Below are 26,314 nucleotides of genomic sequence, written 5' to 3' on the forward strand. Positions count from 1 at the left end.
GTCGGCATGATCAACTTCCTGGTCCGACTGGTCCTCAACGCCGTCGCCATCTGGCTGGCGGCCCAGTGGGTCTCCGGCATCGACTTCACGGGGTCCGGCACCGGTGCCACCAACGAGATCGTCGCGCTGCTGGTGATCGCGCTCGTCTTCACCGTCGTCAACGCCTTCGTCAAGCCGCTGGTGCAGTTGCTGTCGCTCCCGCTGCTCATCCTGACGCTGGGCCTGTTCACCCTCGTCGTGAACGCGCTGATGCTCATGCTCACCGCATGGCTGAGCGAGTTCACCGACTACGGTCTGACCGTCGAGGGCTTCTGGACCGCGTTCTGGGGCGCCCTGATCATCTCGATCGTCAACTGGGCGCTCGGCCTGCTGGTGCCCGACCGGAAGTGACGTTTCCGGGCGCGACCGCTCAGGCGACGAACAGCGCCGCCGCGGTCGCGACGGCCCACGCCAGCATCGCCACGCCCGAATCCCGCAGCGCCGGGATCAGGTGCATGCCGAGACCACCGGAGCGCACGGGTGCGTGGGCGCGCACCGCGAGCGGCAGCGCGAGCAGGCCCGCCAGCGCCCACGGCGTGCGCGCCACCAGGGCCAGCGACGCCACGAACGGCACGGCCAGCAGGATCAGGTGCAGCGTCCGGGTCCGCGGGTCGCCCAGCCGCACCGCGAGCGTGCGCTTGCCCGAGACGGTGTCGGTGGGGATGTCGCGCAGGTTGTTGGCCACCAGCACCGCACTCGAGAACGAGCCCACCGCCACCGCGCACGCCAGCCCGACCCAGTCGATCCGGCCGGCCTGCACGAACTGCGTGCCCAGCACGGCGACGAGCCCGAAGAACACGAACACCGCGACCTCGCCGAACCCGCTGTAGCCGTAGGGGCTCCGACCCCCGGTGTAGTACCAGGCACCGGCGATGCACACCGCGCCCACCAGCAGCAGCCACCAGGCGCTCGTGATCGCCAGCACGATCCCGGCGGTCGCGCCCACACCGAAGCACGCGAACGCGGCCCGCTTGACCGCCGACGGCGCCGCCGCGCCCGAGCCCACCAGCCGCAGCGGGCCGACCCGGTCGTCGTCGGTCCCACGGATGCCGTCGGAGTAGTCGTTGGCGTAGTTGACCCCGACGATCAGCGCGAGGGCGACCACCAACGCCAGGAGAGCCTTCCACCACACCACGCCGTCGAGCGCGGCCGCGGCGCCGGTGCCGGCGACGACCGGGGCGATCGCGTTGGGAAGTGTGCGCGGACGGGCGCCTTCGAGCCATTGACCAGCGGTTGCCATGCGTCGATCCTGCCATCGAGCGAATGTGCCATCCCGTCGGGCCGAGGAGATGACCGATCCACTCGCCCGGCCGAGACGGGCCGACCTACGAGAACCGGGCCACCAGCGCCCGCCGGTCCACCTTGCCGGGGCCGCGCAACGGCAGAGCGGGGACGACGTACAGCGCCCGCGGTGCCGCGGTGACGTCCAGCGATGCGCTCGTCCAGGTTCGCAGTTCGTCCAGCGTGGGGGAGGCGCCGGCCTCCGGAACGACGACGACCGCCACCCGCTGCCCGAGCCGGGGATCGGGCAGGCCGATCACGGCGCACTCGCGCACCGTGGGGTGCTCGAGCAGGACGGCCTCGACGACCTGCGGCACGACGGTGAGACCGCCGGTGGTGACGGCCTCGTCCAGGCGCCCCAGGATGCGCAGGACCCCGTCGGTGAGTTCGCCCGCGTCGTCCGTGCGGAACCAGCCGGGCTCCGCGAACGCCGGATGGTCGGGCAGACCGCGGTAGCCGCGGGCGAGGGTGGCCCCGCCGAGCCACACCCGGGACTGCTCGTCGACCCGGACCGTGGTCCCGGCCAGCGGGACTCCGTCGTACACGCACCCGCCGCACGTCTCGCTCATCCCGTAGGTGCGGACCACGGTGATCCCGGCGTCCCGCGCCCGGCGCAGGACCGGGGCGGGAGTGGCGGCACCGCCCAGCAGGATCGCATCCAGGCCGGCGAGGGCCGCGACGGCAGCCGGGTCATCGAGGGCCTTGATCAGCTGGGTGGGCACCAGCGACGTGTAGCGCCGCCCGGCGGGCATCGCGGCGACCGCCGCGGGCAACCGGCCCGGATCGAAACCGTCGGCGACGTCGATCACCACGGGCCTGGTTCCCGCCAGCAGGCCCCGCAGCAGCACCTGCAGGCCGGCGATGTGGTGGGCGGGCAGCGCCAGCAGCCACGAGCCGGGCCCGCCGAGACGTTCGTGCGTGGCGTCACCGCTGGCCCGCAACGCTGCGGCGGTCAACTGGGCACCCTTCGGGGTGCCTGTGGTCCCCGAGGTGGCCACGACGAGGCCGATGCCGTCGTCGACGGGTTCGCCGGGGTGCAGGGCCCCGGTCAGTCGCCGGATCTCCCGGTCGTCGGCGGCCGGCACCGGGAGCAGGGCCGGTCCGTCGCCGTCGAGCATGCGGCGGAGTGCGGGCAGCACCTCCGGCACGGCGTCGCCGGAGGGGACGGGCAGCACCTCGAGGTTCACGAGGCGGGGCCGGTGAGCGGCCACCCTCCGGTCTCGAGGTGCCGGCGCACCCGATCGATGTCCTCTTCGAGGGGCATCTCGTTGGTGATCTTCGTGATCAGAACCGCGATGTCCGTCTTCGAGATGGGCAGGTCACCCTCGTCGACGAGGGCGTGCGCGACCTGGTCGACCTCGTCCTCCGACAGCCGCCGGCTGAGCAGCGCGAACAGCGGCACATAGTCCTGTTCCGGCACGCCCTCCGGGTAGCCGGCACGCAGCCATTCGATGATGGAGGTGAGGAACGGCGGAAGCGTCACGGGGGCACCTCCTCAGTTCGTCCCGACGTCGGCGGTCACCACGGTCCCGTCCTCGGCGACCACCGGCCAGCCTCCCGCGGCGAGGTGTCCGGCGACTCGTTCGAGGTCCTCCTCCGCCGGTTCCTCGTGGAGCACGCCGGCGATGATCTGCTTCAGCGTGTCGTAGTCGACGTGGCGCTCGGGATGCTCGTGGGCCGTGGCGATCGACATCTCGCACACTTCGGCGATCTCCTCGTCCGTCAGACGCCGTCGCAGCACGGCGAGCAGCGCGAAGTGATCCTTGGCCGGGATGCCTTCCGGGTAGCCGGCGCGCAGCCAGTCGAGGACCGAGCGGAGCGAGTACTTGGGCAATGTCGTTCTTTCGTGGGACGGGCGGAGGGTCAGTGGTGGCTCAGAAGATGTCGAGGCCGAAGGTGCTCGACAGGAAATCCGAAGCCAGCAACAGTATCCCCGCGACGATCGCGATCAGCACGACGGCGAAGCAGACGACGGCGCCGGCGGTGCCGAGCGGGTTCGGCCGGGCCTGCTCACCGGCGCGGCCCGCCACGAGCGAGCGCATGCCGAGGGCGAAGACGGCCGGCAGGCCCGCCCCGAAGAAGAGTCCGACGAGGACGACCTGCCACAACGAGCCGAGGGTGTTCGTCAACAGGGTCACTTGCGTCCCTCCGTGGGAGTGGTCGGTGCGGCCGGCACGTCCTCGGGCGCCGGGACCGGAGTTTGCGCGGGAGCGAGTTTGCCGTCCCACTCCGCGGTGACGTTGGAGGCGTCGATCGGCTGCCGGCGCGAGCGCACGTACATCAGCAGCGACAGCGCGCACAGCACCGCGAACACCACCACCACACCCGGCAGGCCGCCGATCAGATGGGCCAGCCCCCAGCACAGGGCGCCGACGAGGGCCGCCGACGGCAGGGTGATCAGCCAGGCGACGGCCATGCGGCCGGCGACGCCCCAGCGCACGTTCGCCGACCGGGTGCCGAGTCCGGACCCCAGGATCGACCCGGTCGCCACGTGGGTGGTCGACAGGGGCAGGCCGAAGTGGCTCGAGGTGAGGATGATCGCGGCCGACGACGATTCGGCCGCCATGCCCTGCGGGGGTGCGATCTCCACCAGCCCCTTGCCGAGGGTGCGGATGATGCGCCAGCCGCCGAGGTACGTGCCCAGGGCGATCGCGACGGCGCAGGAGAACTTCACCCAGAACGGCATCTCCGCGTCGGCGGTGATGCTGCCGTGCGCGACGAGCGCCAGGAAGATCACGCCCATGGTCTTCTGTGCGTCGTTGGTGCCGTGCGCGAGCGAGACCAGCGAGGCCGAGCCGATCTGGCCGATGCGGAAGCCGTGCCCGCGGGTCTCGTCGGGCACCGCGCGGGTGATGCGGTGCACCGACCAGGTGCCCACGGTGGCGACGAGTGCTGCGACCACCGGCGCCAGCAGCGCCGGAATGATCACCTTGCCGATCACCCCGTCCCACACCACGCCGTTGATGCCGAGCGACGCCAGGGCCGCGCCGATGAGGCCGCCGAACAGTGCGTGCGACGAGCTCGACGGCAGGCCGAACAGCCACGTCGCGAGGTTCCAGAGGATGCCGCCGACGAGCCCGGCGAACACGATGAGCAACAGGGCCTCGCCGCCGGTGCTGTCGAGGTTGACCACCCCCTTGGCGACCGTCGCGGCAACCTCGACCGACAGGAATGCGCCGATCAGGTTGAGCGAGGCGGAGAGGGCGACCGCGACCTTCGGTTTCAGGGCGCCGGTGGCGATCGATGTCGCCATCGCGTTCCCGGTGTCGTGGAAGCCGTTGGTGAAGTCGAATGCGAGGGCAGTGACTACCACCACCAGGAGGACGACAAGCTCTGCGGTCACATCTGCCGATTGTGAGGTAGCCGGTGGGTAAAAGTACAGCGACGGTTCGGTGAACACCGACACCTCGACGGCTCCGCCGGTGGCAGCGTGCCCGCGCCGGTTCCCCGCTGTGCGGAGTTTCACTCACCGATGGACGTGTGACCGACTTCACGGTAGGTCTCACTGACCGGGAATCCCACGTCACGGCCTCCGCGGCCCTGGCTAGCTTTCGCCGCACCACCCCTCCCGAGCCGACCGCCGGACAGGGGTTGCTGTGACGAAGGAGACACCCGACCTTGAACAAGCACACACTCGCCAGGTCCGTGCTGGCGCTCACGGCCTCTGTGGCGTTGCTCTCGGCCTGTGCCGGCGAACGCGGCGCCGACCCGTCGGGCGGGGCCGGCACCGGCGGCACCGGAGCTGCCGCGGCCGACACCCTCGCGGTGGACAAGTTCGGCACCCTGGACTCGCCGTGCGGCGAAGGCGACGCCACAGGTGCCACCGACCAGGGCGTGACCGACACCGAGATCAGGATCGGCTACGGCGACGATCGCGGCTACGCCAAGAGCCCCGGCCTGAACAAGGAGATGTCCGACGCCGTCTCCGCGATGATCGACTGGTGCAACGCCCAGGGCGGCATCAACGGGCGCACCATCGTCGGCACCGACTACGACGCAGCGATGACCCAGGCCAACTCGGTCATGCAGGACGCGTGCCGCTCCGAGTTCATGTTGGTCGGTCACGGCTTCGCGATGGACCAGACCGCCGAGCAGACCCGCGTGGCCTGCAACCTCGCGGCGGTCCCCGGGTTCACCGTCTCGCCGGAAGCGGCCAACGGGCCGATGACCTACCAGGGCGTGCCGTTCCCCGTGGACTACGCCAACGGCTCGGCCTGGTTCCAGCTGGCGCAGCTGCGGCCGGACCTGAAGGACAAGTTCGACCTCGTCGGCAGCACGATGCCGACGATCGTCACGTCCCTGACGAAGGTGCGCTCGATCGCCGAGGCCGCAGGATTCGAGCTGAAGAACTGCGGCGTCACCATCAACTACGACGGCGAGGCCAGCTACGTCCCGTTCGCCGAGAAGTTCAAGGAGTGCGGCGTCGAGGGCCTGTGGACCTCCCGGTCGCCCGTGCCGAACGAACTGAACTTCTTCAAGGCACTCGGCCAGGTCGGCATCGATCCTGTCCTGATGGGTGAGGCCACCTGGTACGGCGAGACCGTCAAGGAGGCCAACGCCGGCGGCCTGCTCGACAACCTGTATGCGGGCATGGGCTTCCAGATGCTCGAGAACGCCGACAAGGTGCCGGCGGTGCAGCAGTACGTCGACCTCGTCGAGGAGCAGGGCGGCAAGACCGCGCTGCTCGGCATGCAGGCGACGTCGTCGTTCCTGCTGTGGGCGACCGCGGCCAAGGAGTGCGGGTCGGACCTGACCCGGCAGTGCATGATCAACGAGCTCTCGCAGATCCACGAGTGGGACGGCGGCGGTCTGCACGCCGTCACCGATCCCGGCGCCAACATGCCCGCCAAGTGCGGACTGGTGGTCTCGCTGAAGGGCGACGCGTACACGCAGGCGTTCCCGCAGTCCTCCGCCGAGTTCGAATGCAACGACTCCTACCTCGTCGCCACCGCACCCGAGACGTGGGGCACCGAACTGGGTCCGGACCGGATCGCCACCAAGTTCATGAACCCGAACGTGCTCGCGCCGCAGGACTGACCGGCCTGCTCCGACCGGCGGGGCGGTGCCCGCGCGGCGCCGCCCCGCCTCCACACGACCGGTTCTCTACCGACAGGGCTTCACCATGAACACATTCGTGACGTTCACGATCCTGGGCCTCGTGCTCGGGTCCGTGTACGCGATCGCGGCCTCCGGGCTCGTTCTGACCTACAACACCTCCGGAATCTTCAACTTCGCGCACGGCGCCCAGGCGATGCTCGGCGCATTCCTCTACTGGCAGCTCACGGCCGGCTGGGGGCTGCCCGTCCCGCTGGCCCTGCTGGTGGTGCTGTTCCTCGCAGGGCCGCTCATGGGCCTGGCGCTGTACGTGGTGATCATGCGGGGCCTGCGGGACACCGCCGAGGTCACCAAGATCGTCGTGACCGTCTCGATCATGCTGGGGATGCTGTTCCTGTCCCAGTGGTTCTGGCATCCGGAGAAGCCCCGCTCGCTGGGCATGTTCTTCGGCGACGACACGGGGATCAGGGTGCTCGGGGCGTTCGTCCGGGTCCACGAGATCCTGTGCGTGCTCGCAGCCGTCGGGATCGCGGTCGGGTTGCGCATGCTCTTCCAGCGCACCCGGACCGGCGCCACGATGCGCGGCGTCGTCGACGATCCCGACCTGCTGCGGCTCAACGGGCACAACCCCGAGCGGATCGCCGCGTTCTCGTGGGCGCTCGGCTCCACCCTCGCCGTCCTCGCCGGCGTGCTGATCACCCCGATCAGCGGCGGCAGCCTCGAGGCGAACATGCTCACCCTGCTCGTCATCGACGCATTCGCGGCCGCCATGTTCGGTCGGCTCAGCTCCATCCCGCGCACCTTCGTCGGCGCCCTCGTCCTGGGCCTCGCCGGCGCCTACCTGATCGGTTACGCGCCCTCCTCGTGGGCGTGGACGTCGAACCTGCGGGTCTCGCTGCCCATGGTGGCGCTGTTCGTGGTGCTGATCGTGCTGCCCCAGGACCGGCTGCGCGGCGCAGCGATGCGCACCCGCGAGCGCTACCACGTGCCGAGCGTGCGCAAGGCCGTGGTGTGGGCGGTCGCGCTGGTCGCGATCGTCTACCTCATCCGGCTGCTCATGGTGGAATCCGCGATCACCACCTTCACCCTCGGCATGACCTTCGCGATCGTCGCGCTGTCGCTGACCCTGCTCACCGGGTACGCGGGGGAGATGAATCTCGCCCCGCTGTCGTTCGGGGCGATCGCCACGATCGTCGTGTTCCACTTCGGGATCACCGGCACCGGCCTCGACCAGAGGTTGACCGTGTGGGGTGTGCTGCTCGCCGTGGCCGTCACCGCGCTCGTCGGCGGGCTCGTCGCCCTCCCGGCGCTACGCCTGCGTGGTCTCTACCTCGCGCTCGCCACCATGGCGTTCGGCGTCTTCGTCTCCAACATGGTGCTGCGTGACACCACCGAGCACGAACTGTTCGGCGTGAAGTTCTCGATCTTCTCGGGTGGTTCGCTGGTGATCCCGCCGCTGCGGATCGGCCCGCTCGACCTGCAGGACGAGACGACGTTCCTCATGACGGCGACGGTGTTGTTCGCGCTGCTCGGTGTCGGTGTCGTCGCACTGCGCAACAGGGGCTACGGTCGTCGCCTGGCGGCGATGAAGGACAGTCCCGCCGCCTCGGCCATGCTCGGGCAGAACCTGATCACCCTCAAGCTGAGCGTGTTCATGCTCTCGGCCGCCATCGCCGGGCTCGGCGGTGTGCTGATGTCGAGCGCCACCGGCGCCGTCGCGGGCGAGAACTTCAACATCATCGTGAGCCTGACCCTGCTCATGCTCACGGTCGTCGCGGGCATCGGATACGTCAGCGGCGCGCTGTTCGGCGGTGTCATGGCCGGCGTGGGCTTCGCGGTCATCATGGTCTCGTTCAACAACCTCGCCAAGACGCAGCCCGAACTCGAGGGCCTGTACCTGCTGCTCGGCAACATCGCCGCCGTCAGCCCCGCGCTGATCGGCATCGGGGTGGGTCACAACCCGTCCGGCAGTGTGCACCAGATGGTCGAGGGTTACCGCCGTCTGCTCTCCGCCCGGCCGGTGCTCTACGGCGGCGGCGCCGTGATCGCGCTGCTCTACGTCCTGGCCCTGACGGGCGTCCTGGGCAACTGGTGGTTCGCGGCCCTGATCATCACGATCGTGTTCCTGCTGCCGGTCGTCGGCGAGTGGCTCATGCCCGGTGCGGTACTCGGAGCCGACGAAGTGGAACGGCGCCGCACCACCCCGCCCGAACTAGTCGGTCTCGACGAGCCGTACACCGCCGAGGGGCGCTACCGGCTGGACCGGGAACTGGGCCTGCCCGCGGCGCGGCCCACCCCGGCGGCGCCCGAACCGTCCGCGAGCGTCGCGAAGGAGCTGAGCGCGCATGTCTGACACCCTGCTCGAGACCCGGGGCATCACGGTCCGGTTCGGCGGGCACACCGCCGTCGACGACGTGAGCATATCCGTCGCCGCGGGCACCGTGACGGGGCTGATCGGCCCCAACGGCGCCGGCAAGACCACCCTGTTCAACACCGTTACCGGACTGCAGAAGCCGACCGCCGGGCAGGTGCTGCTCGACGGCGTCGACCTCACCCGCGCCGCGCCCTACAAGCGCGCCCGGCGCGGACTGGCCCGCACCTTCCAGCGGCTCGAGCTGTTCCTGTCGCTGTCGGTGCGCGACAACCTGCGGGTCGCCGGCGACATGCACCGCACCGCGACCCGTGCCCGCCACGACATCGACGCCGAGACCGACCGGCTGCTCGAACTGACCGGACTCACCGACGTCGCGGACATGGACGTCTCCGACATTCCCACCGGCCGCGCCCGCGTCGTCGAGGTCGCACGGGCGCTGATGACCCGGCCGCGCGTGCTGCTGCTCGACGAACCGGCATCCGGGCAGACGGAGCAGGAGACGGACGACTTCGCGGACCTGCTGTGCCGGCTCGCCGACGACGGCCTCGGGATCTGCCTGGTCGAGCACGACCTGCCGCTCGTGATGCGGGTGTGCTCGCGCATCCACGTCCTCGACTACGGCGCCCTCATCGCCTCGGGCAGCCCGGAGCAGATCCGCAACGACCCCGCGGTGATCGCCGCATACATCGGAACCGAGGAGGTGGCATGAACGCCCCCGTCACCGATCTCGCCGACATCTCCGGCGACGAACCGACCCCGTTGCTCGAGCTGGTCGACGTGCGGGCCGGCTACGGACCCATCGAAGTGCTGCACGGGGTGAACCTCACGCTGCAGCCGGGCTCGGTGGTCGCCCTGCTCGGGCCGAACGGCGGCGGCAAGACCACGACGCTTCGGGTGTGCTCGGGCGTCCTGCCCGTCGAGCACGGCGAACTGCGCGTCGCCGGTCGCGTCGTCAACGGTGTCGACGCCGCCGCGCTCGCCCGGCTCGGCGTCTGCACCATCCCGGAGGGGCGGGGGATCTTCCCCAACCTCACCGTCCGGGAGAACCTGTGGGTCGCCACCGGCACCGGCGTGTCGCTCGAGGACCTCGAGACCGTCGCCTACGAGCGCTTCCCGATCCTCGGGAAGCGGCGCGGCCAGCTCGCGGGTTCGATGTCGGGCGGCGAGCAGCAGATGCTCGCCCTGTCGCGCGCCCTGGGCACCGCTCCCACCGTGCTGCTGCTCGACGAACTGTCCATGGGGCTCGCCCCGCGGATCGTCACCGAGATGTACGACATCGTCGGCCGGCTAGTCGAGGACGGGTTGTCGATCCTCGTCGCCGAGCAGTTCGCGCGGGCGGTGCTGCCCATCGCGACGTCGGCCGCACTGATGCTGCAGGGCCGCGTCGTGCGGATCGGGGATCCGGCCGACATCGAGAACGAACTTTCGACCAGTTATCTAGGAGGATGACCATGACCGCACTCACCGAGGAGCGGCGCGCCAAGTTCCGGCAGGACGCGGCGGAGCTGAAGCTCGACACCGGATCCGCGAAGGGGGACGGCCCCGCACGAATCGGCGGCCTCGTGCTGATGATCGGCGGTGCCGTCGCGGCGTTCGTCGTCTACTTCGCCTCGCTCACCCAGGCGGACCTGCGCAACATCGCGTCGTACCAGATCCTCGCCACGGCGCTGCTGATCGTCGCGATCCTCGGCGCCGCGCTGTACGTCGCCGGCGCGATCGCCCGCGTGCTGAGGCTGTGGCTGCTGCGTCAGCTCTACGAGTCGCAGGCCCACACCGAGCAGATCGCGGCTGCCCTCCAAACCCGCCGCTGACGCGGCCGGTGTGTCCTTCGTACTGCCCGGGCAGCCCGAAGGACACACCGCTCAGCGGGTGTCGCGGCGCAGGGGGTGATCGGCGGGGATCTGCACGAGCACGATCGGGATGCCGTCCGGATCCGCGATCCACAGCTCGTGCAGACCCCACGGCTCCTGCCGGGCCCCCCGGACGATGGGGACGCCCTTCGTCACCAACTCGGCCTCCGCGTTGTAGACGTCGCGCACCTGCAGCCACAGTGCGCCCTCGAAGTGCTGAGGCCGGGCGCTGCCGCCGTGCGCGGCCACCTCGATGAGCGACTGACCGGCGAAGAACACCGTCCCGCCGGGATATTCGCGATAGATCGCCAGGCCCAGGACGTCGCCGTAGAACTCCAGGGCGACGTCGTAGTCGGACGGCCGCAGGATCGTCCGGCCGGCGAGAATCTCCATCTCAACCGTCCTCGGCCGGTCGGGCCTCGTGCCCGCGTCGCCCGTGGGTGCGGCGGTCCTCCTTCATCTCCGCCTCGAACAGATGCCGGCGGCCGCGGACCAGCTCGTCGCGCACCTGCCGGTCGAGCTCACGGAACTCCGTCCAGTAGCCGTCGTCGAAGTCCTCCACGATCTGGAAGGTCCACCGTCCCTCGAGGACGTTGCGTCCCACCATCTCCGTCCGGACCCGGTCCGCGAGTTCGTGGTGACCCGCTTCGGCGAGCTTGTCGACGGCGTCGCCGAGCAGCAGGTCGGCCCGGCCCATCAGCTGATGGAAGGCGTACAGGTTGCCGCGGGCCTGCTCGACTGTCTCGAGCGCTTCGGAGAGTTTGCCGGCGGCCTCGACCGTCTCGTCGGAGACGCCGTCGGGCCGGATGTGGTCGGGGAGTGGTTGCTCGCGATCCGTCATGGTCAGGAGTGTGCCCGATTCGGGCCGTTTCAATCGGGACGTTCTCGCGACGAGCGGGACGTTGTCGCGCACCGCACTCGAACGACGAGGCGACAACCTCCCGCTCGGCACCGGCAACTCCCGCTCAGTAGTGCCAGGGGTAGGGCGACCAGTCCGGTTCGCGCTTCTGCAGGAACGCATCGCGACCCTCGACCGCCTCGTCGGTCATGTACGCCAGCCGTGTGGCCTCGCCCGCGAACAGCTGCTGGCCGACGAGCCCGTCGTCCTGCAGGTTGAACGCGTACTTGAGCATGCGCTGGGCCTGCGGGGATTTGCCGTTGATCTTCGCGGCCCATTCGAGCGCGACGTTCTCGAGCTCGGCGTGGTCGACGACGCGGTTGACCGCACCCATGTGGTGCATCTCCTCCGCGGTGTAGGTCTCACCGAGGAAGAAGATCTCGCGGGCGAACTTCTGCCCCACCATCTTCGCGAGGTACGCGCTGCCGTAGCCGCCGTCGAAGCTGCCCACGTCGGCGTCGGTCTGCTTGAACCGGGCGTGTTCCCGGGACGCGAGGGTCAGGTCGCACGTGACGTGCAGACTGTGCCCACCGCCGGCGGCCCAGCCGTTGACGAGAGCGATCACGACCTTCGGCATGAACCGGATCAGCCGCTGCACCTCGAGGATGTGCAGCCGGCCCGCCCGGGCCCGGTCCACGGTGTCGGCGGTTTCGCCGTTCGCGTACTGGTAGCCGCTGCGCCCACGGATCCGCTGGTCGCCGCCGGAGCAGAAGGCCCAGCCGCCGTCCTTCGGGCTGGGCCCGTTGCCGGTCAGGAGCACCGCGCCGACGTCGGACGTCATGCGGGCGTGGTCCAGCGCCCGGTACAACTCGTCGACGGTGTGCGGACGAAACGCGTTGCGCACCTCCGGCCGGTCGAACGCGACGCGGACGGTGCCCTGCGTGACGTGCCGGTGGTAGGTGATGTCGGTGAGGTTCTCGAACCCGGGTACGGGCCGCCACAGCTCGGAATGGAAAGTCACCCGTCGACCATAGATCTCCGACGCGCCGTCCCGGCACCCACGCCCTGCTGGGCCACGGTCCTGCTGGGCCACGGTCCTGCTGGCCACGGTCCTGCCGGAACCCGGTCCTGCCGGGAGCCGGTCGTGCTGGAACGCGTTACCGTGCAGGGATGAGCGAGCAGACGGACAGCACGGTGGACGCCGAGTACGAACACCACGGCGGGTTCCCGGTGTACACGCCCGTGAAGGCGGGACCGAACTTCGGCCGCTTCGTCGAGGCCCTGCGGCGACTGCAGGATCTCGCTGTCTCCACCCACATCCCCGACGACGTCGTCGACCGCGCCATCGAGCAGGCCGAGGCGCTGGGGGACCTGCTCGAGCCGCACGTCGTGCCCGAAGGCCGGTCTCCGGCCGGCTTCAACGTCGACCTGCCCGGCCGCGGCAGCCTGCTGATGCTGCCGTGGATGCTCGAGAAGTTCGATGCCGAGTCGGTTCGCTCGCGGGGCACGTTCCGGATCTATCACCGCGGCGGCAACAGCGCGGCGCACGGCGGAACCCTTCCCCTGCTGTTCGACGACCTGTTCGGAATGGTCGTCCACGCGGCCGGTCATCCCATCGCCCGCACCGCCTACCTGCACGTGAACTACCGCAAGATCACTCCGCTCGAGACCGAACTCGTCGTCGAGGGCCGGGTCGACCGGGTCGACGGGCGCAAGTTGTTCTGTTCGGCCGAGCTGCGCGACCTCGACGGCACGCTGCTCGCCGACTGCGAGGCCCTGATGGTCCAGTTGCGGCCCGGCCAGCCGTGACCGCTGCGGACCTGCCGCCCCTCGACGAGATCCTCGACGCCGCCGTCGTGGTGTCGCTGCCCATGCGGGTGCGGTTCCGCGGCATCACCGCACGGGAGCTCGTGCTCGTGCGGGGTCCCGCCGGGTGGGGAGAATTCGGGCCGTTCCCCGAGTACGCCGACGAGGAGGCGGCCCACTGGCTGCGTTCGGCCCTCGAATCCGCGTGGCTCGGGCCTCCGGCTCCGCGCAGGGACACCGTGCCCGTCAACGCGACCGTCCCGGCCGTCGGCCCCGGCGACGTGCCGCAGATCCTGGCCCGGTTCCCCGGAGCCCGCACCGCGAAGGTCAAGGTCGCCGAGCGCGGACAGGACCTGGCCCAGGACGTCGCACGGGTCCGGGCCGTGCGCGAGCTGGTGCCCAACGTCCGCATCGACGCGAACGGCGGGTGGAGCGTCGACGAGGCCGTCGTGGCGCTCGGGGAACTCGTCGCCGACGGCCCGCTCGAGTACGCCGAGCAACCCTGCGCGAGCGTTCCCGAACTGGTCGAGGTGCGTCGCCGCATGCCCGACGTGCCGATCGCGGCGGACGAGAGCATCCGGCGCGCCGAAGACCCCCTGAAGGTGGTCCGGGCCGGCGGCGCCGACGTGGCAGTGGTCAAGGTGGCCCCGCTCGGTGGGATGCGACGGCTGCTGACGCTGGCCGACGAGCTGGCCGGGCACGGCGTGCCGGTGGTGGTGTCGAGCGCACTCGATTCGGCCGTCGGCATGGGGGCCGGACTGGCCGCCGCGGCCGCGCTGCCCGCGCTGCCCTACGCGTGCGGGCTGGGCACGGGTGGGTTCTTCACCGCCGATGTGGCAGCGCCACGGACGATGGCCGACGGGGAGCTCCCGGTGGAGCAGGTGACGCCGGATCCGGCGCTCCTCGGCACCGTGCGAGCCGACCCCGAACGGGCGCGCTGGTGGTTCGACCGGGTGCGGCGCTGCCGCGCCGCGCTCGACTAGGTGCGGCTCGGGTCGTCGTATATCGTTCCGGGCGTTCGTACTCACGAGTCACATTACGGAGGCAGTGGAAGTGGTTGCAGCTCTGGATGATGCCCTGCTCGGCGCCGACAAGGTCCCGGCGGTCGTCGCCGACGTCGAGGCGCTGATCGACGCCGAGGTGGCGGACAAGAAGGGTGCGTCGGGTCTCGCGCTCAAGGCCGGCTATGCGGCAGTGACGAAGCTCGGCCCGTCGATCGTGCCCAGCGCCGTCGAGGGTCTGCTGCCGGAGTTCGTCGCCAAGATCCAGCCGTTCTGGCAGGACTACGCCGGCAACGGTGACTTCGCCGACTACCTCACCGCCCGCAGCGAGACGGTCGCGGACGCGCTGCTCGGTGTGACGGACGCGCGCATCGCGGCCTCGTCGCGCACGGCGATCAAGAAGGTCTACGACAAGCTGCGTCCGTCGGCGCAGAAGCACGTCGTCGAGGCCCTGCCCCGCGTGGGCGCGCTGGTGCAGAAGCACGCCGGCTGAGACGGCCGTGGTGCCCTTCCGGTCCTGGACCGGAAGGGCACCATCTCAGTACGCGGCGGCCCCGTACTTCCAGTAGCCGCTGAACGTCACGGCCGACTTCTCCAGGCCCCGCTCCCGCACGAGGTGACGGCGCATCGTCGTCACCAACCCGGACTCTCCCACGACGAATCCGTAGCCCGGCCCGTCCGGCAGCTCCGCGGCGCGCACCGCGTCGAGCACCTGTGCTCCGGGCCGCACATCCGTCCGGATCACCGGGTGCACGCGGGTCCGCGGTCCCGGTACCAGGTTCTGCGCCACGACGTCCTCGAGCTGGGAAACCTCGACGAACACCTCCGTGACCGTCGCGTCGTTCCGCTCCGCCGACGACATGAGGATGCCGGCGATCGCCGGCAGCGCACTCTCGTCGCCCACGACGATCTGCCAGGCCGCCCCGGCCGGGCGGTGGAACATGATGCCCTCGTCGAGCAGCGCGAGCGCCGCGCCCGGTTCCGCTTTCCGCGCCCACGCCGACGCCGGCCCGGTGTCGCCGTGGGTCGCGACGTCCACGACGAGTTCCGCTCCGGACCCGTAGCGGCCGCAGCCTGCCGCCCGATAATCGCGCACCGTGTAGTTGCGCAGGATCGGACGCACCTGTTCCGGCATCGCCTGCATCTGCGGCCACCAGCTGTGGTCGGCGGCTGCCGGCAGGGTCGGCTCGTGCCGGCCGGGACCGGGCAGGAACATCCGGAACCACTGGTCGAACCCCATCGGCGCGAACCGGGCGAGTCCGTCGCCGCCGAGGGTCACGCGCACGAAGCTCGCACCGAGTGGTTCGGTCGCAAGGACGTGGGCGGTGACGATCTCGCGGGTGGCGGGAGGCGTCCGGGTCGTGGTGCGCGCAGCCATACAGAACCTCCGTCCCGAGACGCCGGGGGTCGTCGGCGAAACTCGATCGACGATCAAATCAGCGGAGGCTAACCTATCATTCGGGTCGATCGAGGTGGCGCACCTGCGGCGTCAGACCCCACTCGTTCCGCCCCAGGCGGCTCGCCGGTGCCAGCGCCGCAAAGTCGGGCAACCCGTCCTCGGCCAGCACGTCGGCCCGGACCGACACGGCCACCACGTCGCCCATCACCACGAAGCAGTCCCCGACCTCGATCACCCGGTGCAGCGTGCACTCGATCGCGGCCGGCGACTCCGCCACTCGGGGTGGATGCACCCGCTCGCTGCGCTCGGGCCGCAGGCCCACGGTCGCGAACTCGTCCACGTCGGGGGCGAACCCCGCCGACGTCGCGTTGACCCGTTCCATCAGCGGCACGGTCGCGACGTTGATCACGAACTCGCCGGTCTCCTCGATGTTGCGGACGCTGTCCTTGCGTCCCACCGAGGTGAACTGCACCACCGGCGGGTTCACGGCGGCGACGGTGAAGAAGCTGTACGGCGCGACGTTGGGCACACCGTCTGCGGACACCGTCGACACCCACGCGATCGGCCGCGGCACGATCGCGGCGGTCATCAGTCGGTAGAAGCGGCCGGTGCCCAGCTCGCTGGGATCGAAGACGGTGCGCATCGATCCATTGTCACTGTGACCCCCGTCCCGTGCCGCCCAGGGGACCGGGGTGCGTCGTTTGTCCCGCACTACTCTGGGTTCCGTGAACCCGTCCACCGCCCAGGCCACCGCCGTCGTCGACGAACTCGCCCGAGGGGGCGTCCGCGACGTCGTGCTGTGCCCCGGCTCCCGCAACGCACCGCTCGCCTTCGCGCTGCAGGCCGCCGACAACGCGGGCCGGTTGCGGCTGCACATGCGCATCGACGAGCGCACCGCCGGATTCCTCGCGATCGGCCTGTCCGTTGCCTCCGGCCGTCCGGTGCCCGTCGTGATGACCTCCGGCACCGCCGTCGCCAACCTCGCGCCGGCCGTGCTCGAAGCCAACTACGCCCGGGTGCCGCTCGTGGTGCTCAGCGCCAACCGGCCCTACGAGCTGCTCGGCACCGGCGCCAACCAGACCGTCGAACAGCTCGGCATGTTCGGCACCCAGGTCCGCGCCACCATCAGCCTCGGCCTGGCGGAAGGGATCGAGCAGAACAGCCAGTGGCGTTCCGCGGTCAGCCGCGTCCTCGCCGCCGCCCGCGGCACCCGCTCCGGCAACGCCGGTCCCGTCCACTTCGACATCCCTCTGCGCGAGCCACTCGTTCCGGACGTGCATCCCCAGGGCCCGGTGCCCGAGGGCCGCGCCGACGGCAGCGCCTGGACCACCACCGTGCACGCCACCCTCGACGTGCCGATGGACCTCGACATCACCGCCGACACCGTGGTGATCTCCGGGCACGGCTCCGCCTACCGGCCCGAACTGTCGGCCCTGCCGACCGTCGCCGAACCCACCGCGCCGCTCCACGGTGTCCCGCTGCATCCGATGGCGCTGCCGCATCTGAAACCGCGGCAGGCGATCATCACCGGCAGGCCGACTCTGCACCGGCCGGTCTCCAAGCTGCTCGCCGATCCCTCGGTGGCGGTCTACGCCCTCACCACCGGACCCCGCTGGCCCGACGTGTCCGGCAACGTTCTCGCCACCGGCACTCGCGCCGTCGTCACCGGCCGGCCCGATCCGGCCTGGCTGGAACGCTGCCGGAACCTGTCCGCCCACACCGACAAGGCGGTGCGCGCTCAGCTCGACGCCCATCCGAAGCCGACCGGCTTGCACGTCGCGGCGACGGTCACCGATGCGCTGCGAGAAGGGGACCAGCTGCTGCTCGGGGCCTCCAACCCGGTGCGCGACGCGGCGCTGGTGAGCTACCCGCGCGACGGAGTGCGAGTGCTCTCCAACCGGGGTGTCGCGGGTATCGACGGCACCGTCTCGACCGCCGTCGGCGCCGCCCTGGCCTACCCCCAGGGCCGCACCGTCGCTCTGATGGGCGACCTGACGTTCCTGCACGACGCCTCGGGGCTGCTGATCGGCACCGCCGAACCGCGACCGCAGAACCTGACCGTCGTCGTCGCCAACGACGACGGCGGTGGCATCTTCGAGCTGCTCGAGCAGGGCGACCCGCAGTACGCCGGCGTCTTCGAGCGGGTGTTCGGCACCCCGCACGGCATGGACCTCGCCGCGCTGTGTGCCGCGTACCGGGTACCACACGAGCGGGTGGACCTTCCCGCACTGACCGCCACGCTGGCCGACCGGACCGAGCCCCCCGGCGGTATCCGGGTGCTCGAGGTGATCACCGACCGCTCCGGCCTGCGGGAACTGCACGCGGCCGTGCGCGCCCAGCTGTGACGGACGCATGAGCGGAATCGACAGGGCACGCCGGGCGGTGCTCGGCGTCGCGATCGGCATCTCGGTGCTCGCCGTGATCCTGGTCCTCGCGGCGTGGCGCAACGACCATCTGATCGCCTCCGACATGGGCACTGCCACCGCAGAGGTGCTTTCCGCCGGGTCGCTGCGCTCGGCGATCAGCTTCGTCACCCCCGACGGCGTCACCCACAATCCCGAGCTCGGTGTGCTGTATCCGACGGGACTCACGGCGGGGCAGCGGATCGCCGTCGAATACGCCCGCAGCGACCCCGACCTGGTGCGGGTCACCGGCCGCGACGTCCGGGTCGCTCTCGTGCCCGCCGCCTCGTTGATCGTGGTGACCTGGCTGGTCGCGGCACCTGTGCTCGCGTACCTCCGGCGGCGCAGCGAGGCGCGCGCGTAGCGGTGCCGCCGGAGGATTCGCCGGAACTTCGCCGGGCGGACACCTCGACCACCCCGCCCGGACTGCCGCCACCGCGATGCTGGGCCGGTGCGAGTAGCCATCGTCGCGGAATCCTTCCTCCCGAACGTCAACGGCGTCACCAATTCGGTGTTGCGCGTGCTCGAGCACCTCGACCGCCACGGCCACGAGGCCCTGGTCGTCGCTCCCGACACCGTCGCCGGCCTGCCGCCGGCCCCCGCCCATCACGACGGCATCCCGGTGCACCGGGTGCCGGCGGTGCACGTGCCGAAGGTCAGCTCCCTGCCCGTGGGGCTGCCACAGCCCGCGCTCACCGGCATCCTGCGTGGGTTCGCGCCCGATGTCGTGCACCTGGCGTCGCCGTTCCTGCTCGGTGCCGGCGGCCTCGGCGCGGCCCGCAGACTCGACCTGCCCACCGTCGCGGTCTACCAGACCGACGTCGCCGGATTCGCGTCCAGCTACGGGCTCGGCCTCGCGGCCCGTGCCGCCTGGCAGTGGACGCGCCGGATCCACCGGGCCTGCGACCGCACGCTCGCACCGTCGACGGCGGCCGCCGCCGACCTCGCCGCACACGGCATCCCCCGGGTGCACCGCTGGGCGCGGGGCGTCGACACCGCACGCTTCACCCCGGCCCGGCGTAACGAGGCGCTGCGCCGAGCCTGGTCGTCCGACGGCCGGCTCGTGGTCGGTTTCGTGGGCCGGCTCGCCCCGGAGAAGCACGTCGAACGTCTCGCAGTCCTGTCGGCCGACCCCCGCTACCGGCTCGTCGTCGTCGGGGACGGTCCCGAACGCGCCCGGCTCGAAACGGCCCTGCCCGGGGCGGTGTTCACCGGCCACCTCGGCGGTGACGCACTGGCCGACGCCTACGCGAGCCTCGACGTGTTCGTCCACCCGGGGGAGCACGAGACGTTCTGCCAGGCCGTGCAGGAGGCGCTCGCCAGCGGCGTGCCCGTGATCGCGCCCGACGCGGGCGGCCCGCGCGATCTCGTCGCCCACTGCCGCAACGGCTACCGGCTGCCGGTCGACGGCTTCACCGAACTGCTGCCGGGTGCGGTGGGCGCCCTCGCCGACCCGGTGCTCCGCGCCCGGTTCGGCGCGGCCGCGCGGCGCAGCGTTCTCGGCCGCACCTGGCCCGCGGTGTGCCACGAACTGCTCGGGCACTACGAGCAGGTCTGCTCGGTCCGGCCGGGCACGCTGCGGCGCAGCGCGTAGCCGGGCACGCTGCGGCGCGGCGCGTAGCGGTAACGTTTCGACCGTGGCAACTACTCACGGATCGCGGGCCTCGCTCGCGAAGGATCCGCGCGAGGTCGCGTCGATGTTCGACGACGTCGCCCAGCGATACGACATCACCAACACCGTGCTCTCCTTCGGGCAGGACCGCAGTTGGCGACGAGCCACCCGAGCGGCCCTGGACCTGCGGCCGGGGGAGCGCGTCCTCGATCTCGCCGCCGGCACCGGGGTGTCGACGGTGGAGCTCGGCCGGTCCGGCGCGTGGGTGGTGGCCACCGACTTCTCCACGGGAATGCTGCAGGCCGGCGCGTTCCGGCAGGTGCCGATGGTCGCGGGCGACGCGATGCGCCTGCCCTTCGCCGACGCGGTCTTCGACGCCGCCACCATCTCCTTCGGGCTGCGCAACGTCTCCGACTTCGAAGCCGGGCTCCGCGAGATCGCGCGGGTGACCAAGCCCGGAGGCCGCCTCGTGGTGTGCGAGTTCGCCACACCCGTGTCGGCCCCGCTGCGCGTGCTCTACCTCGAATACCTGATGCGGGCGCTGCCGCGGGTCGCACGGACCGTCAGCAGCAACCCCGACGCGTACGTCTATCTCGCCGAGTCGATCCGGGCGTGGCCCACACAGCCCGAACTCGCCGAGCGGATCCGGGCCGCCGGCTGGCGGTCGGTGCAGTGGCGCAACCTCACCGGCGGGATCGTGGCCCTGCACCGGGCGGTGCGCTGACCGGACGCGGTCAGGCGAAGAGCGGTCGGCGGTCCCAGCGCAGCGACGCGCCGCCCCCGGCCCGCCACGCCCGTGCGACGACATCCTCGTCGCGCTCGGTGACGAGGTTGCCCATGACGCGGACGGCCACCGTCATCAGCGACGTCGAACTCATCCCCACGGGTCCGGTGGCCGGCAGGAACCTCGGCAACGTCAGCAGCCCGGCAAGCCGCCGGGCCGCGGAGAACGCCCGGCCGTAGCGTTCGCGCAGCAGGGCCGGCCACAGCTGCGTGAGGTCGTCCGCCCCCAGGACGCCGGCGAGGAGCCGCCCGCCCTCGAGGCCGTAGTCGATGCCCTCGCCGTTGAGCGGATTCACACACGCCGCGGCGTCGCCGATCAGGGCCCAGTTCGGGCCCGCCACACCGGACACGGCACCGCCCATCGGCAGCAGCGCCGACGCCACCCGGGTGGTCTCGCCGAGTCCCCACTCCCCGCGCCGTCGCGACGCATACAGCTCGATCAGCGGGCGCAGCGACCCGGCGGCCGGCCGCCTGGAGGTGGCGAGCGTGCCCACGCCGATGTTGACCTCCCCGGTGCCGAGGGGGAACACCCAGCCGTAGCCGGGGTGCAGCGTGCCGGCGTCGTCGCGCAGCTCGAGGTGCGACGTGATCCACGGGTCGTCGCTGCGGGGGGAGGTGGCGTAGGCGCGGGCCGCGACCCCGTACGCGGTGTCGCGGTGCCACTGCCGGCCGAGCAGCTTGCCCAGCGGAGAACGGACCCCGTCCGCCACGACGAGCCGTTCGCATCCGACGGTGCGCGGCCCCCGCGCGGTCGCGAAGGTCACCGCGGTCACCCGCGCCCCTTCGCGCTCGACGGCGACGGCTTTGGTTCCCTCGGCCGCTGCGGCACCCGACTCGACGGCGACGCGGCGGATCCGGTCGTCGAGCTCGGTGCGCGGCACGGCGCTGCCCTGCGCCGGGAAGGAACCCGACGGCCACGGAAGCTCGAGGCTGCGACCGAAGCCTTCCAGCCGCAGGCCCCGGTTGACGGTGCGCATGCGCACCCAGTCGCCGAGGCCGAGGCGGTCGAGCTCGGCTACCGCCCGCGGGGTCAGGCCGTCGCCGCACGTCTTGTCCCGCGGGAAGGTCGCGGCGTCGACGAGCAGCACGTCGCGTCCGTCGCGGCCCGCCCAGGCGGCGGCGGCCGACCCGGCAGGACCTGCGCCGACGACGAGCACGTCGGTACGGTCGGGGAGATCCGGAAGGTCGGGCCGCGGTTCGGACCCAGCGTGTTCTGCCACCACGGCTCCATCCTTCCAGGTACGGCTTCGGTGCCTCGGGGAGGTAGCCGGCCGGCGGAGCGGCTAGGTTCACTACCGTGGAGCCGATTCGACAGCGGACAGCGGTAGCCGGGTCGACAGAACAGGATGGGTACCTCATCGTGAGCACTGAAGGGGCGGCGCAGTCCGCCGGTCCGTCCGGCGCGACGTCGGACACGGTGGTGGCCGGGGTGGACCTCGGCGATCCGGTCCTGGCGGGCGCCGTCCGGGACGGTCTCGCCCGGGTCGAGGAAGTGCTGATCTCGGAGCTGTCCGACGGCGAGGACTTCCTGACCGAGGTCGCACTGCATCTCGCCAAGGCCGGCGGCAAGCGGTTCCGTCCGCTGTTCACCCTCCTCACCGCCCAGCTCGGCCCGAAGCCGAACGATCCGGCGGTGGTGACGGCGGCGACCGCGGTCGAACTCGTGCACCTGGCCACGCTGTACCACGACGACGTGATGGACGAGGCCACCATGCGCCGGGGCGCACCCAGCGCGAACGCGCGGTGGAGCAACAGCGTCGCCATCCTCGCCGGGGACTTCCTGTTCGCGCACGCGTCGCGGCTGGTGTCGACGCTCGGTCCCGCTGCGGTACGGACCATCGCCGAGACGTTCGCCGAACTCGTGACCGGGCAGATGCGCGAGACCATCGGCAGCGGGAAGGATCGGGACCCGGTCGAGCACTACCTGAAGGTCGTGTGGGAGAAGACCGGCTCGCTGATCGCGACGAGCGGACGCTTCGGCGGGACGTTCTCGGGCGCCGACCAGGACCAGATCGCGCATCTGGAACGGCTCGGCGACGCCGTCGGTACCGCATTCCAGATCGCCGACGACATCATCGACATCTCGTCGGCGTCGACGGAGTCCGGCAAGACGCCGGGAACGGACCTGCGCGAGGGTGTCCACACCCTGCCGGTGCTGTACGCCTTCCGTGAGACGGGGCCCGAGGCCGATCGGCTGCGCGAACTGCTCGCCGGACCGGTCGAGGACGAAGCCGCCGTCACCGAGGCGCTGGAGCTGCTGGCGCGGTCGCCGGGAATGGCTGCGGCGAAGCGGACGCTGGGCGAGTACGCGGACAAGGCCCGCGCGGAGCTGGCGTCGCTGCCGCAGGGTCCGGCGAACGAGGCCCTGCGCCGGCTCGTCGACTACACGATCGCGCGCGTGGGGTAGGGGCCCGCACGTCGGGACGCCGTTTCGGCCGGTGACGGCGGGGAACCCGCGCCCCACCCCGCTTCGTTGAACGCTCGGGCCAGATCGACGGGAAGAGGCGTGACGTGCACGGGAATGCGAACCGGCTGAAGACGGCAGGGCTCCTCATCGGGATGTCCGCCCTCATCGTGTTCATCGGCGCCCTGTTCCGGAACCCGACGATCCTGATCGGGTCGATCGTCCTGGCCGTCGGGATGAACGCCTACGCCTACTTCAACAGCGACAAACTGGCGTTGCGGGCCATGCACGCCCAGCCGATCACCGAGGTGCAGGCACCGGTGATCTACCGGATCGTGCGCGAGCTGGCGACCACGGCGCATCAGCCGATGCCCCGGCTGTACATCAGCCCGACCAGCGCACCCAACGCGTTCGCGACCGGCCGCAATCCCCGCCACGCGGCGGTGTGCTGCACGTCCGGGATCCTGCAGATCCTGAACGAGCGCGAGCTGCGCGCGGTGCTCGGACACGAACTGTCGCATGTCTACAACCGGGACATCCTGATCTCGTCGGTGGCCGGCGCGATGGCGGCGGTGATCTCGGGGCTGGCGAATCTCGCATTCTTCGCGAACATGTTCGGCAACCGCGACCAGGGCACCAATCCGCTGGCCCTGTTGCTGGTGTCGCTGCTCGGGCCGATCGCGGCGACCGTCGTCCGGCTCGCGGTGTCGCGTTCCCGCGAGTACCAGGCGGATCAGTCCGGCGCCGAACTCACCGGCGATCCGCTGGCGCTGGCCTCGGCGCTGCGCAAACTCGAGCAGGGCACCCGGGCGGCGCCGCTGCCGCCCGAACCCCGGATCGCCGCGCAGTCGCACATGATGATCGCGAACCCGTTCCGTCCGGGGGAGCGGATGAGCCGATTGTTCTCGACCCACCCGCCCATGGCGGAGCGCATCGACCGGCTCGAGCGCATGGCCCGCGGGGGCTGACGCCCGCCGTGCCAACCGGTAGTCACTGCCTACCGGTAGTTGACGAACTGCAGCGCAATGTCGAGGTCGGCATTCTTGAGCAGTGCGATCACGGCCTGCAGGTCGTCGCGCTTCTTGCTGGTCACGCGCAGCTCCTCGCCCTGGATCTGCGCCTTGACGCCCTTGGGTCCCTCGTCCCGGATCAGCTTGGAGATCTTCTTGGCGTTCTCGGTGCTGATGCCCTGCACCAGGGACCCGCTGATCTTGTAGACCTTGCCGGACTGGGTGGGCTCGCCGGCGTCGAAGGACTTCAGGGAGAGATTGCGCCGGATCAGCTTCTCCTTGAACACCTCGAGGGCGGCGTTGACGCGTTCCTCCGTGTCGGCGGTCAGGGTGATGGACTCCTCGCCGCTCCACTCGATGCCCGCCCCGGTGTTGCGGAAGTCGAAACGGGTGCCGAGCTCCTTGGCGGCCTGGTTCAGCGCGTTGTCCACCTCCTGGCGGTCGACCTTGCTCACCACATCGAACGACGAATCAGCCACGTGCACTCCACTTCGGATCGGTTCTGTACGGGTTGCCGCCCCGACGCTATCGGGTGGCGCGGTGCCGCTGTCCACCCGGTTTGCACTACAGGGGGGTGTGCGTTGTATTGTTTCAAACGCGCCAGGGACACGGTCCCGATCGCGCCCGGCAGGTTGCCCGAGCGGCCAATGGGAGCGGACTGTAAATCCGTCGGCTTACGCCTACGTAGGTTCGAATCCTACACCTGCCACCGGAACGGCCCCGATCCGAACGGATCGGGGCCGTTCTGCGTTCGCGGTCGTTCCGGTGCCGACGTCGCTGGGTCCCGGTGTGCGGCCGGCGCACGCCCGAGAGCGCCTCCGGACGCTCGGCCGAGGGGTGAAAAAGTCGATTTACAGCCCCTGAACTGCCGATTTTGTTCCTGCAGAGGAGTGTGTGTAATCTTTTGGAGGCCGCAGCGAGCAGAGATGCTCACGGTGGTCGCGCCCCCTTAGCTCAGTCGGCAGAGCGTTTCCATGGTAAGGAAAAGGTCGACGGTTCGATTCCGTCAGGGGGCTCGCTGGATTGTGTGCCGCCGTTGTTCGCGACACTCGACACCGAGGCGGTGTAGCTCAGTTGGTAGAGCAAACGACTCATAATCGTTGCGTCGCCGGTTCAAGTCCGGTCACCGCTACCACAGTTGAATGAACCACCCTGATCGTCGTTGATCAGATTGACGCGAAAGAAGGCATCCCGTGGCCTCCTCCACCGACGTTCGGCCGAAGATCACCCTGGCCTGCGAGGTGTGCAAGCACCGCAACTACATCACGAAGAAGAACCGTCGTAACGACCCCGATCGGTTGGAGCTGAAGAAGTTCTGCCCCAACTGCGGCACTCATCGCGCACACCGCGAGTCGAAGTAGTCGTACAGGGTCGACGTCGACGCGTGAGCTCCCCGCACAATCGCCCACGCCGGCCGGCGTCCGGGCGAAGTTGCGGGAGTTCTGCGTATGACGGGCACATTCGTGAGTGAAGAATCGGTCGTGGACGGCACCGAACAGGCCGGGATCCAGTTCGATGTAGCGGCACATGCGGCCTCGATGGTCGGTCACCACTATCGCGTCGAGGACTTCTACGAGGTCGGGCGGGAGAAGGTCCGCGAGTACGCGCGCGCCGTGCTGGACAACAATCCGGCGCATCACGACGAGGAAGCGGCGAAGGGCCTCGGCTACGACGGCCTCGTCGCGCCGCTCACTTTCATCTCCATCGTCGGCATGATCGCCCAGCGCAAGCTGTTCGACGAGGTCGTCACCGGATACGACCTCAGTCAGATCATGCAGACGGACCAGCGGCTGGTGTTCCACCGGCCGATCCAGGTGGGCGATCGACTGTTCTGCGATGTGTACCTCGACGATTTCCGTCAGGCCGCCGGCAGCGACATCATCACCACCAAGAACATCATCACCGATCAGCACGACAACGTCGTGATGACCACGTGGACCACCCTGGTGGGCCGCACCGGTGGCGAGGTGGACGAGAACATCGCCCACGCAGTCAAGGATGTGATGATGCATGTCGCGCCGTAGGTTCGAGGACGTCTCGGTCGGTGAGGAGCTGCCCGTACGGGTGGTGACGCTCACCCGTGGCAACCTCGTGAACTACGCAGGTGTGTCGGGTGATCCCAATCCGATCCACTGGAGCGACGAGGTCGCCAAGCTCGCCGGCTTGCGCGACGTGGTCGGCCACGGCATGCTCTCCATGGGCATCGCGGCCGGTTTCGTCACCGACTGGCTCGGTGACCCAGGAGCGGTGACCGAGTACAACGTTCGGTTCACCAGTCCGGTCTACGTCGAGGCCCATCGGGCCGCCGAGGTGGAGTTCTCCGGCAAGGTCAAGTCGGTGGACGCGGACAGCAAGACAGCAGTGGTCGCGATCGTGGCGAAGTCCGAAGGACGTAAGATCTTCGGGCGAGCCACGGCAACGGTCCGTCTGGCCTGACCGGCCGGCGGATTGGGTTTGTCC

Annotated in this window: 31 protein-coding genes and 3 tRNA genes; 21 read left to right on the forward strand and 13 right to left on the reverse strand. The window is 70.4% G+C overall.

What is annotated here, in order from left to right:
- Nucleotides 1-6 precede the first annotated feature (6 nt).
- Nucleotides 7-390 (forward strand): phage holin family protein, encoded by a 384-nt coding sequence (locus tag QYS60_RS14305; protein WP_371383480.1) that lies wholly within the window; start codon nt 7-9, stop codon nt 388-390.
- A 19-nt stretch (nt 391-409) separates the two neighbouring features.
- On the opposite strand, the gene QYS60_RS14310 is transcribed toward QYS60_RS14305, so the two are convergent.
- The 6 genes from QYS60_RS14310 to QYS60_RS14335 all read right to left on the reverse strand — a co-directional run bounded on the left by QYS60_RS14310 (nt 410) and on the right by QYS60_RS14335 (nt 4,663).
- Nucleotides 410-1,279, reverse strand: a complete 870-nt coding sequence (locus tag QYS60_RS14310; protein ID WP_371383481.1) for a 1,4-dihydroxy-2-naphthoate polyprenyltransferase — start codon at nt 1,277-1,279, stop codon at nt 410-412.
- Nucleotides 1,280-1,364: 85 nt separating this feature from the next.
- Nucleotides 1,365-2,531, reverse strand: a complete 1,167-nt coding sequence (gene menE, locus QYS60_RS14315; RefSeq protein ID WP_371383482.1) for an o-succinylbenzoate--CoA ligase — start codon at nt 2,529-2,531, stop codon at nt 1,365-1,367.
- Nucleotides 2,504-2,803 (reverse strand): DUF3349 domain-containing protein, encoded by a 300-nt coding sequence (locus QYS60_RS14320; protein WP_003937588.1) that lies wholly within the window; start codon nt 2,801-2,803, stop codon nt 2,504-2,506. Before QYS60_RS14320 ends, menE begins: the two co-directional genes overlap by 28 nt.
- A 12-nt stretch (nt 2,804-2,815) precedes the next feature.
- Nucleotides 2,816-3,154, reverse strand: coding sequence for a DUF3349 domain-containing protein (locus QYS60_RS14325; protein ID WP_289379468.1), 339 nt, complete (start codon nt 3,152-3,154; stop codon nt 2,816-2,818).
- A 40-nt stretch (nt 3,155-3,194) separates the two neighbouring features.
- On the reverse strand, nt 3,195-3,458 hold the full coding sequence (locus QYS60_RS14330) for a hypothetical protein (protein WP_003937590.1): 264 nt from the start codon (nt 3,456-3,458) through the stop codon (nt 3,195-3,197).
- Nucleotides 3,455-4,663: an inorganic phosphate transporter gene (locus tag QYS60_RS14335; protein ID WP_003937591.1), complete on the reverse strand. Its 1,209-nt coding sequence runs from the start codon at nt 4,661-4,663 to the stop codon at nt 3,455-3,457. Before QYS60_RS14335 ends, QYS60_RS14330 begins: the two co-directional genes overlap by 4 nt.
- Before the next feature lie 275 nt (nt 4,664-4,938).
- Between QYS60_RS14335 and QYS60_RS14340 the strand changes: the two genes are divergently transcribed.
- The 5 genes from QYS60_RS14340 (at nt 4,939) to QYS60_RS14360 (ending at nt 10,560) form a co-directional block, all read left to right on the forward strand.
- Complete coding sequence (locus QYS60_RS14340; protein ID WP_371383483.1) at nt 4,939-6,357, forward strand: ABC transporter substrate-binding protein; 1,419 nt, start codon at nt 4,939-4,941, stop codon at nt 6,355-6,357.
- An 85-nt stretch (nt 6,358-6,442) separates the two neighbouring features.
- Entirely contained in the window at nt 6,443-8,728 is a 2,286-nt protein-coding gene (locus QYS60_RS14345; RefSeq protein ID WP_371383484.1) for an ABC transporter permease, read from the forward strand.
- Nucleotides 8,721-9,458: an ABC transporter ATP-binding protein gene (locus tag QYS60_RS14350; protein WP_371383485.1), complete on the forward strand. Its 738-nt coding sequence runs from the start codon at nt 8,721-8,723 to the stop codon at nt 9,456-9,458. Before QYS60_RS14345 ends, QYS60_RS14350 begins: the two co-directional genes overlap by 8 nt.
- Nucleotides 9,455-10,198: an ABC transporter ATP-binding protein gene (locus QYS60_RS14355; RefSeq protein WP_119699925.1), complete on the forward strand. Its 744-nt coding sequence runs from the start codon at nt 9,455-9,457 to the stop codon at nt 10,196-10,198. Before QYS60_RS14350 ends, QYS60_RS14355 begins: the two co-directional genes overlap by 4 nt.
- Before the next feature lie 2 nt (nt 10,199-10,200).
- Nucleotides 10,201-10,560, forward strand: a complete 360-nt coding sequence (locus tag QYS60_RS14360) for a hypothetical protein (RefSeq protein ID WP_003937596.1) — start codon at nt 10,201-10,203, stop codon at nt 10,558-10,560.
- A 51-nt stretch (nt 10,561-10,611) separates the two neighbouring features.
- On the opposite strand, the gene QYS60_RS14365 is transcribed toward QYS60_RS14360, so the two are convergent.
- The 3 genes from QYS60_RS14365 to QYS60_RS14375 form a co-directional block, all read right to left on the reverse strand.
- On the reverse strand, nt 10,612-10,992 hold the full coding sequence (locus tag QYS60_RS14365; RefSeq protein WP_003937597.1) for a VOC family protein: 381 nt from the start codon (nt 10,990-10,992) through the stop codon (nt 10,612-10,614).
- 1 nt (nt 10,993) lies between these two features.
- The gene (locus QYS60_RS14370) at nt 10,994-11,440 is read right to left on the reverse strand and encodes a hypothetical protein (RefSeq protein ID WP_289379472.1); all 447 of its coding nucleotides are present in this window, start codon (nt 11,438-11,440) and stop codon (nt 10,994-10,996) included.
- Nucleotides 11,441-11,564: 124 nt separating this feature from the next.
- Complete coding sequence (locus QYS60_RS14375; RefSeq protein WP_003937599.1) at nt 11,565-12,458, reverse strand: 1,4-dihydroxy-2-naphthoyl-CoA synthase; 894 nt, start codon at nt 12,456-12,458, stop codon at nt 11,565-11,567.
- A 149-nt stretch (nt 12,459-12,607) separates the two neighbouring features.
- Here QYS60_RS14375 and QYS60_RS14380 point away from each other — a divergent pair, with 149 nt between their 5' ends.
- The 3 genes from QYS60_RS14380 to QYS60_RS14390 all read left to right on the forward strand — a co-directional run bounded on the left by QYS60_RS14380 (nt 12,608) and on the right by QYS60_RS14390 (nt 14,737).
- The gene (locus QYS60_RS14380; RefSeq protein ID WP_289379473.1) at nt 12,608-13,246 is read left to right on the forward strand and encodes a PaaI family thioesterase; all 639 of its coding nucleotides are present in this window, start codon (nt 12,608-12,610) and stop codon (nt 13,244-13,246) included.
- Nucleotides 13,243-14,226, forward strand: coding sequence for an o-succinylbenzoate synthase (locus QYS60_RS14385; protein WP_289379474.1), 984 nt, complete (start codon nt 13,243-13,245; stop codon nt 14,224-14,226). Before QYS60_RS14380 ends, QYS60_RS14385 begins: the two co-directional genes overlap by 4 nt.
- Nucleotides 14,227-14,296: 70 nt before the next feature.
- Nucleotides 14,297-14,737, forward strand: coding sequence for a hypothetical protein (locus tag QYS60_RS14390; RefSeq protein WP_040783088.1), 441 nt, complete (start codon nt 14,297-14,299; stop codon nt 14,735-14,737).
- A gap of 45 nt (nt 14,738-14,782) precedes the next feature.
- Here the strand turns inward: QYS60_RS14390 and QYS60_RS14395 are convergent, their stop codons facing one another.
- Together QYS60_RS14395 and QYS60_RS14400 are read right to left on the reverse strand one after the other, a co-directional pair.
- Entirely contained in the window at nt 14,783-15,622 is an 840-nt protein-coding gene (locus QYS60_RS14395) for a siderophore-interacting protein (RefSeq protein WP_289379475.1), read from the reverse strand.
- Nucleotides 15,623-15,698: 76 nt separating this feature from the next.
- Nucleotides 15,699-16,286 carry a flavin reductase family protein gene (locus QYS60_RS14400; protein ID WP_289379476.1) on the reverse strand — a complete coding sequence of 196 codons (588 nt, stop codon included), beginning with the start codon at nt 16,284-16,286 and terminating at the stop codon, nt 15,699-15,701.
- A gap of 82 nt (nt 16,287-16,368) precedes the next feature.
- Here QYS60_RS14400 and menD point away from each other — a divergent pair, with 82 nt between their 5' ends.
- From menD to QYS60_RS14420, 4 genes are all read left to right on the forward strand, one after another.
- Nucleotides 16,369-17,988, forward strand: a complete 1,620-nt coding sequence (gene menD / locus QYS60_RS14405; RefSeq protein ID WP_289379477.1) for a 2-succinyl-5-enolpyruvyl-6-hydroxy-3-cyclohexene-1-carboxylic-acid synthase — start codon at nt 16,369-16,371, stop codon at nt 17,986-17,988.
- A gap of 7 nt (nt 17,989-17,995) precedes the next feature.
- A complete protein-coding gene (locus QYS60_RS14410; protein WP_289379478.1) occupies nt 17,996-18,409 on the forward strand; it encodes a DUF3592 domain-containing protein in 414 nt (137 codons plus the stop codon).
- Nucleotides 18,410-18,496: 87 nt separating this feature from the next.
- Nucleotides 18,497-19,639 (forward strand): glycosyltransferase family 1 protein, encoded by a 1,143-nt coding sequence (locus QYS60_RS14415; RefSeq protein WP_054373184.1) that lies wholly within the window; start codon nt 18,497-18,499, stop codon nt 19,637-19,639.
- Nucleotides 19,640-19,682: 43 nt separating this feature from the next.
- Nucleotides 19,683-20,381 carry a demethylmenaquinone methyltransferase gene (locus QYS60_RS14420; protein WP_081005223.1) on the forward strand — a complete coding sequence of 233 codons (699 nt, stop codon included), beginning with the start codon at nt 19,683-19,685 and terminating at the stop codon, nt 20,379-20,381.
- 10 nt (nt 20,382-20,391) lie between these two features.
- Here QYS60_RS14420 and QYS60_RS14425 read toward each other — a convergent pair whose 3' ends face one another.
- Nucleotides 20,392-21,663: a geranylgeranyl reductase family protein gene (locus tag QYS60_RS14425; RefSeq protein ID WP_371383486.1), complete on the reverse strand. Its 1,272-nt coding sequence runs from the start codon at nt 21,661-21,663 to the stop codon at nt 20,392-20,394.
- A gap of 137 nt (nt 21,664-21,800) precedes the next feature.
- Here QYS60_RS14425 and QYS60_RS14430 point away from each other — a divergent pair, with 137 nt between their 5' ends.
- Together QYS60_RS14430 and htpX are read left to right on the forward strand one after the other, a co-directional pair.
- Nucleotides 21,801-22,847 (forward strand): polyprenyl synthetase family protein, encoded by a 1,047-nt coding sequence (locus tag QYS60_RS14430; RefSeq protein ID WP_003937610.1) that lies wholly within the window; start codon nt 21,801-21,803, stop codon nt 22,845-22,847.
- A gap of 104 nt (nt 22,848-22,951) precedes the next feature.
- Entirely contained in the window at nt 22,952-23,812 is an 861-nt protein-coding gene (htpX, locus tag QYS60_RS14435; RefSeq protein ID WP_003937611.1) for a zinc metalloprotease HtpX, read from the forward strand.
- A 29-nt stretch (nt 23,813-23,841) separates the two neighbouring features.
- On the opposite strand, the gene QYS60_RS14440 is transcribed toward htpX, so the two are convergent.
- Nucleotides 23,842-24,333 (reverse strand): YajQ family cyclic di-GMP-binding protein, encoded by a 492-nt coding sequence (locus QYS60_RS14440; protein ID WP_003937612.1) that lies wholly within the window; start codon nt 24,331-24,333, stop codon nt 23,842-23,844.
- A 147-nt stretch (nt 24,334-24,480) separates the two neighbouring features.
- Here QYS60_RS14440 and QYS60_RS14445 point away from each other — a divergent pair.
- From QYS60_RS14445 to hadB, 6 genes are all read left to right on the forward strand, one after another.
- Nucleotides 24,481-24,563: transfer RNA gene (locus QYS60_RS14445), tRNA-Tyr, on the forward strand.
- A 234-nt stretch (nt 24,564-24,797) separates the two neighbouring features.
- A tRNA-Thr gene (locus tag QYS60_RS14450) sits at nt 24,798-24,870 on the forward strand.
- Nucleotides 24,871-24,913: 43 nt separating this feature from the next.
- Nucleotides 24,914-24,989, forward strand: a tRNA-Met gene (locus tag QYS60_RS14455).
- A 58-nt stretch (nt 24,990-25,047) separates the two neighbouring features.
- A complete protein-coding gene (gene rpmG, locus QYS60_RS14460) occupies nt 25,048-25,215 on the forward strand; it encodes a 50S ribosomal protein L33 (protein WP_003937613.1) in 168 nt (55 codons plus the stop codon).
- Nucleotides 25,216-25,302: 87 nt separating this feature from the next.
- Entirely contained in the window at nt 25,303-25,878 is a 576-nt protein-coding gene (hadA, locus tag QYS60_RS14465; protein ID WP_003937614.1) for a (3R)-hydroxyacyl-ACP dehydratase subunit HadA, read from the forward strand.
- The gene (hadB, locus tag QYS60_RS14470) at nt 25,865-26,290 is read left to right on the forward strand and encodes a (3R)-hydroxyacyl-ACP dehydratase subunit HadB (RefSeq protein WP_003937615.1); all 426 of its coding nucleotides are present in this window, start codon (nt 25,865-25,867) and stop codon (nt 26,288-26,290) included. The genes hadA and hadB overlap by 14 nt, the downstream gene beginning before the upstream one ends.
- Nucleotides 26,291-26,314: the final 24 nt, after the last annotated feature.

It is taken from the genome of Rhodococcus sp. GXMU-t2271 (genome assembly GCF_041414735.1).
In the GTDB taxonomy this organism is placed as follows: Bacteria; Actinomycetota; Actinomycetes; order Mycobacteriales; family Mycobacteriaceae; genus Rhodococcus; species Rhodococcus indonesiensis.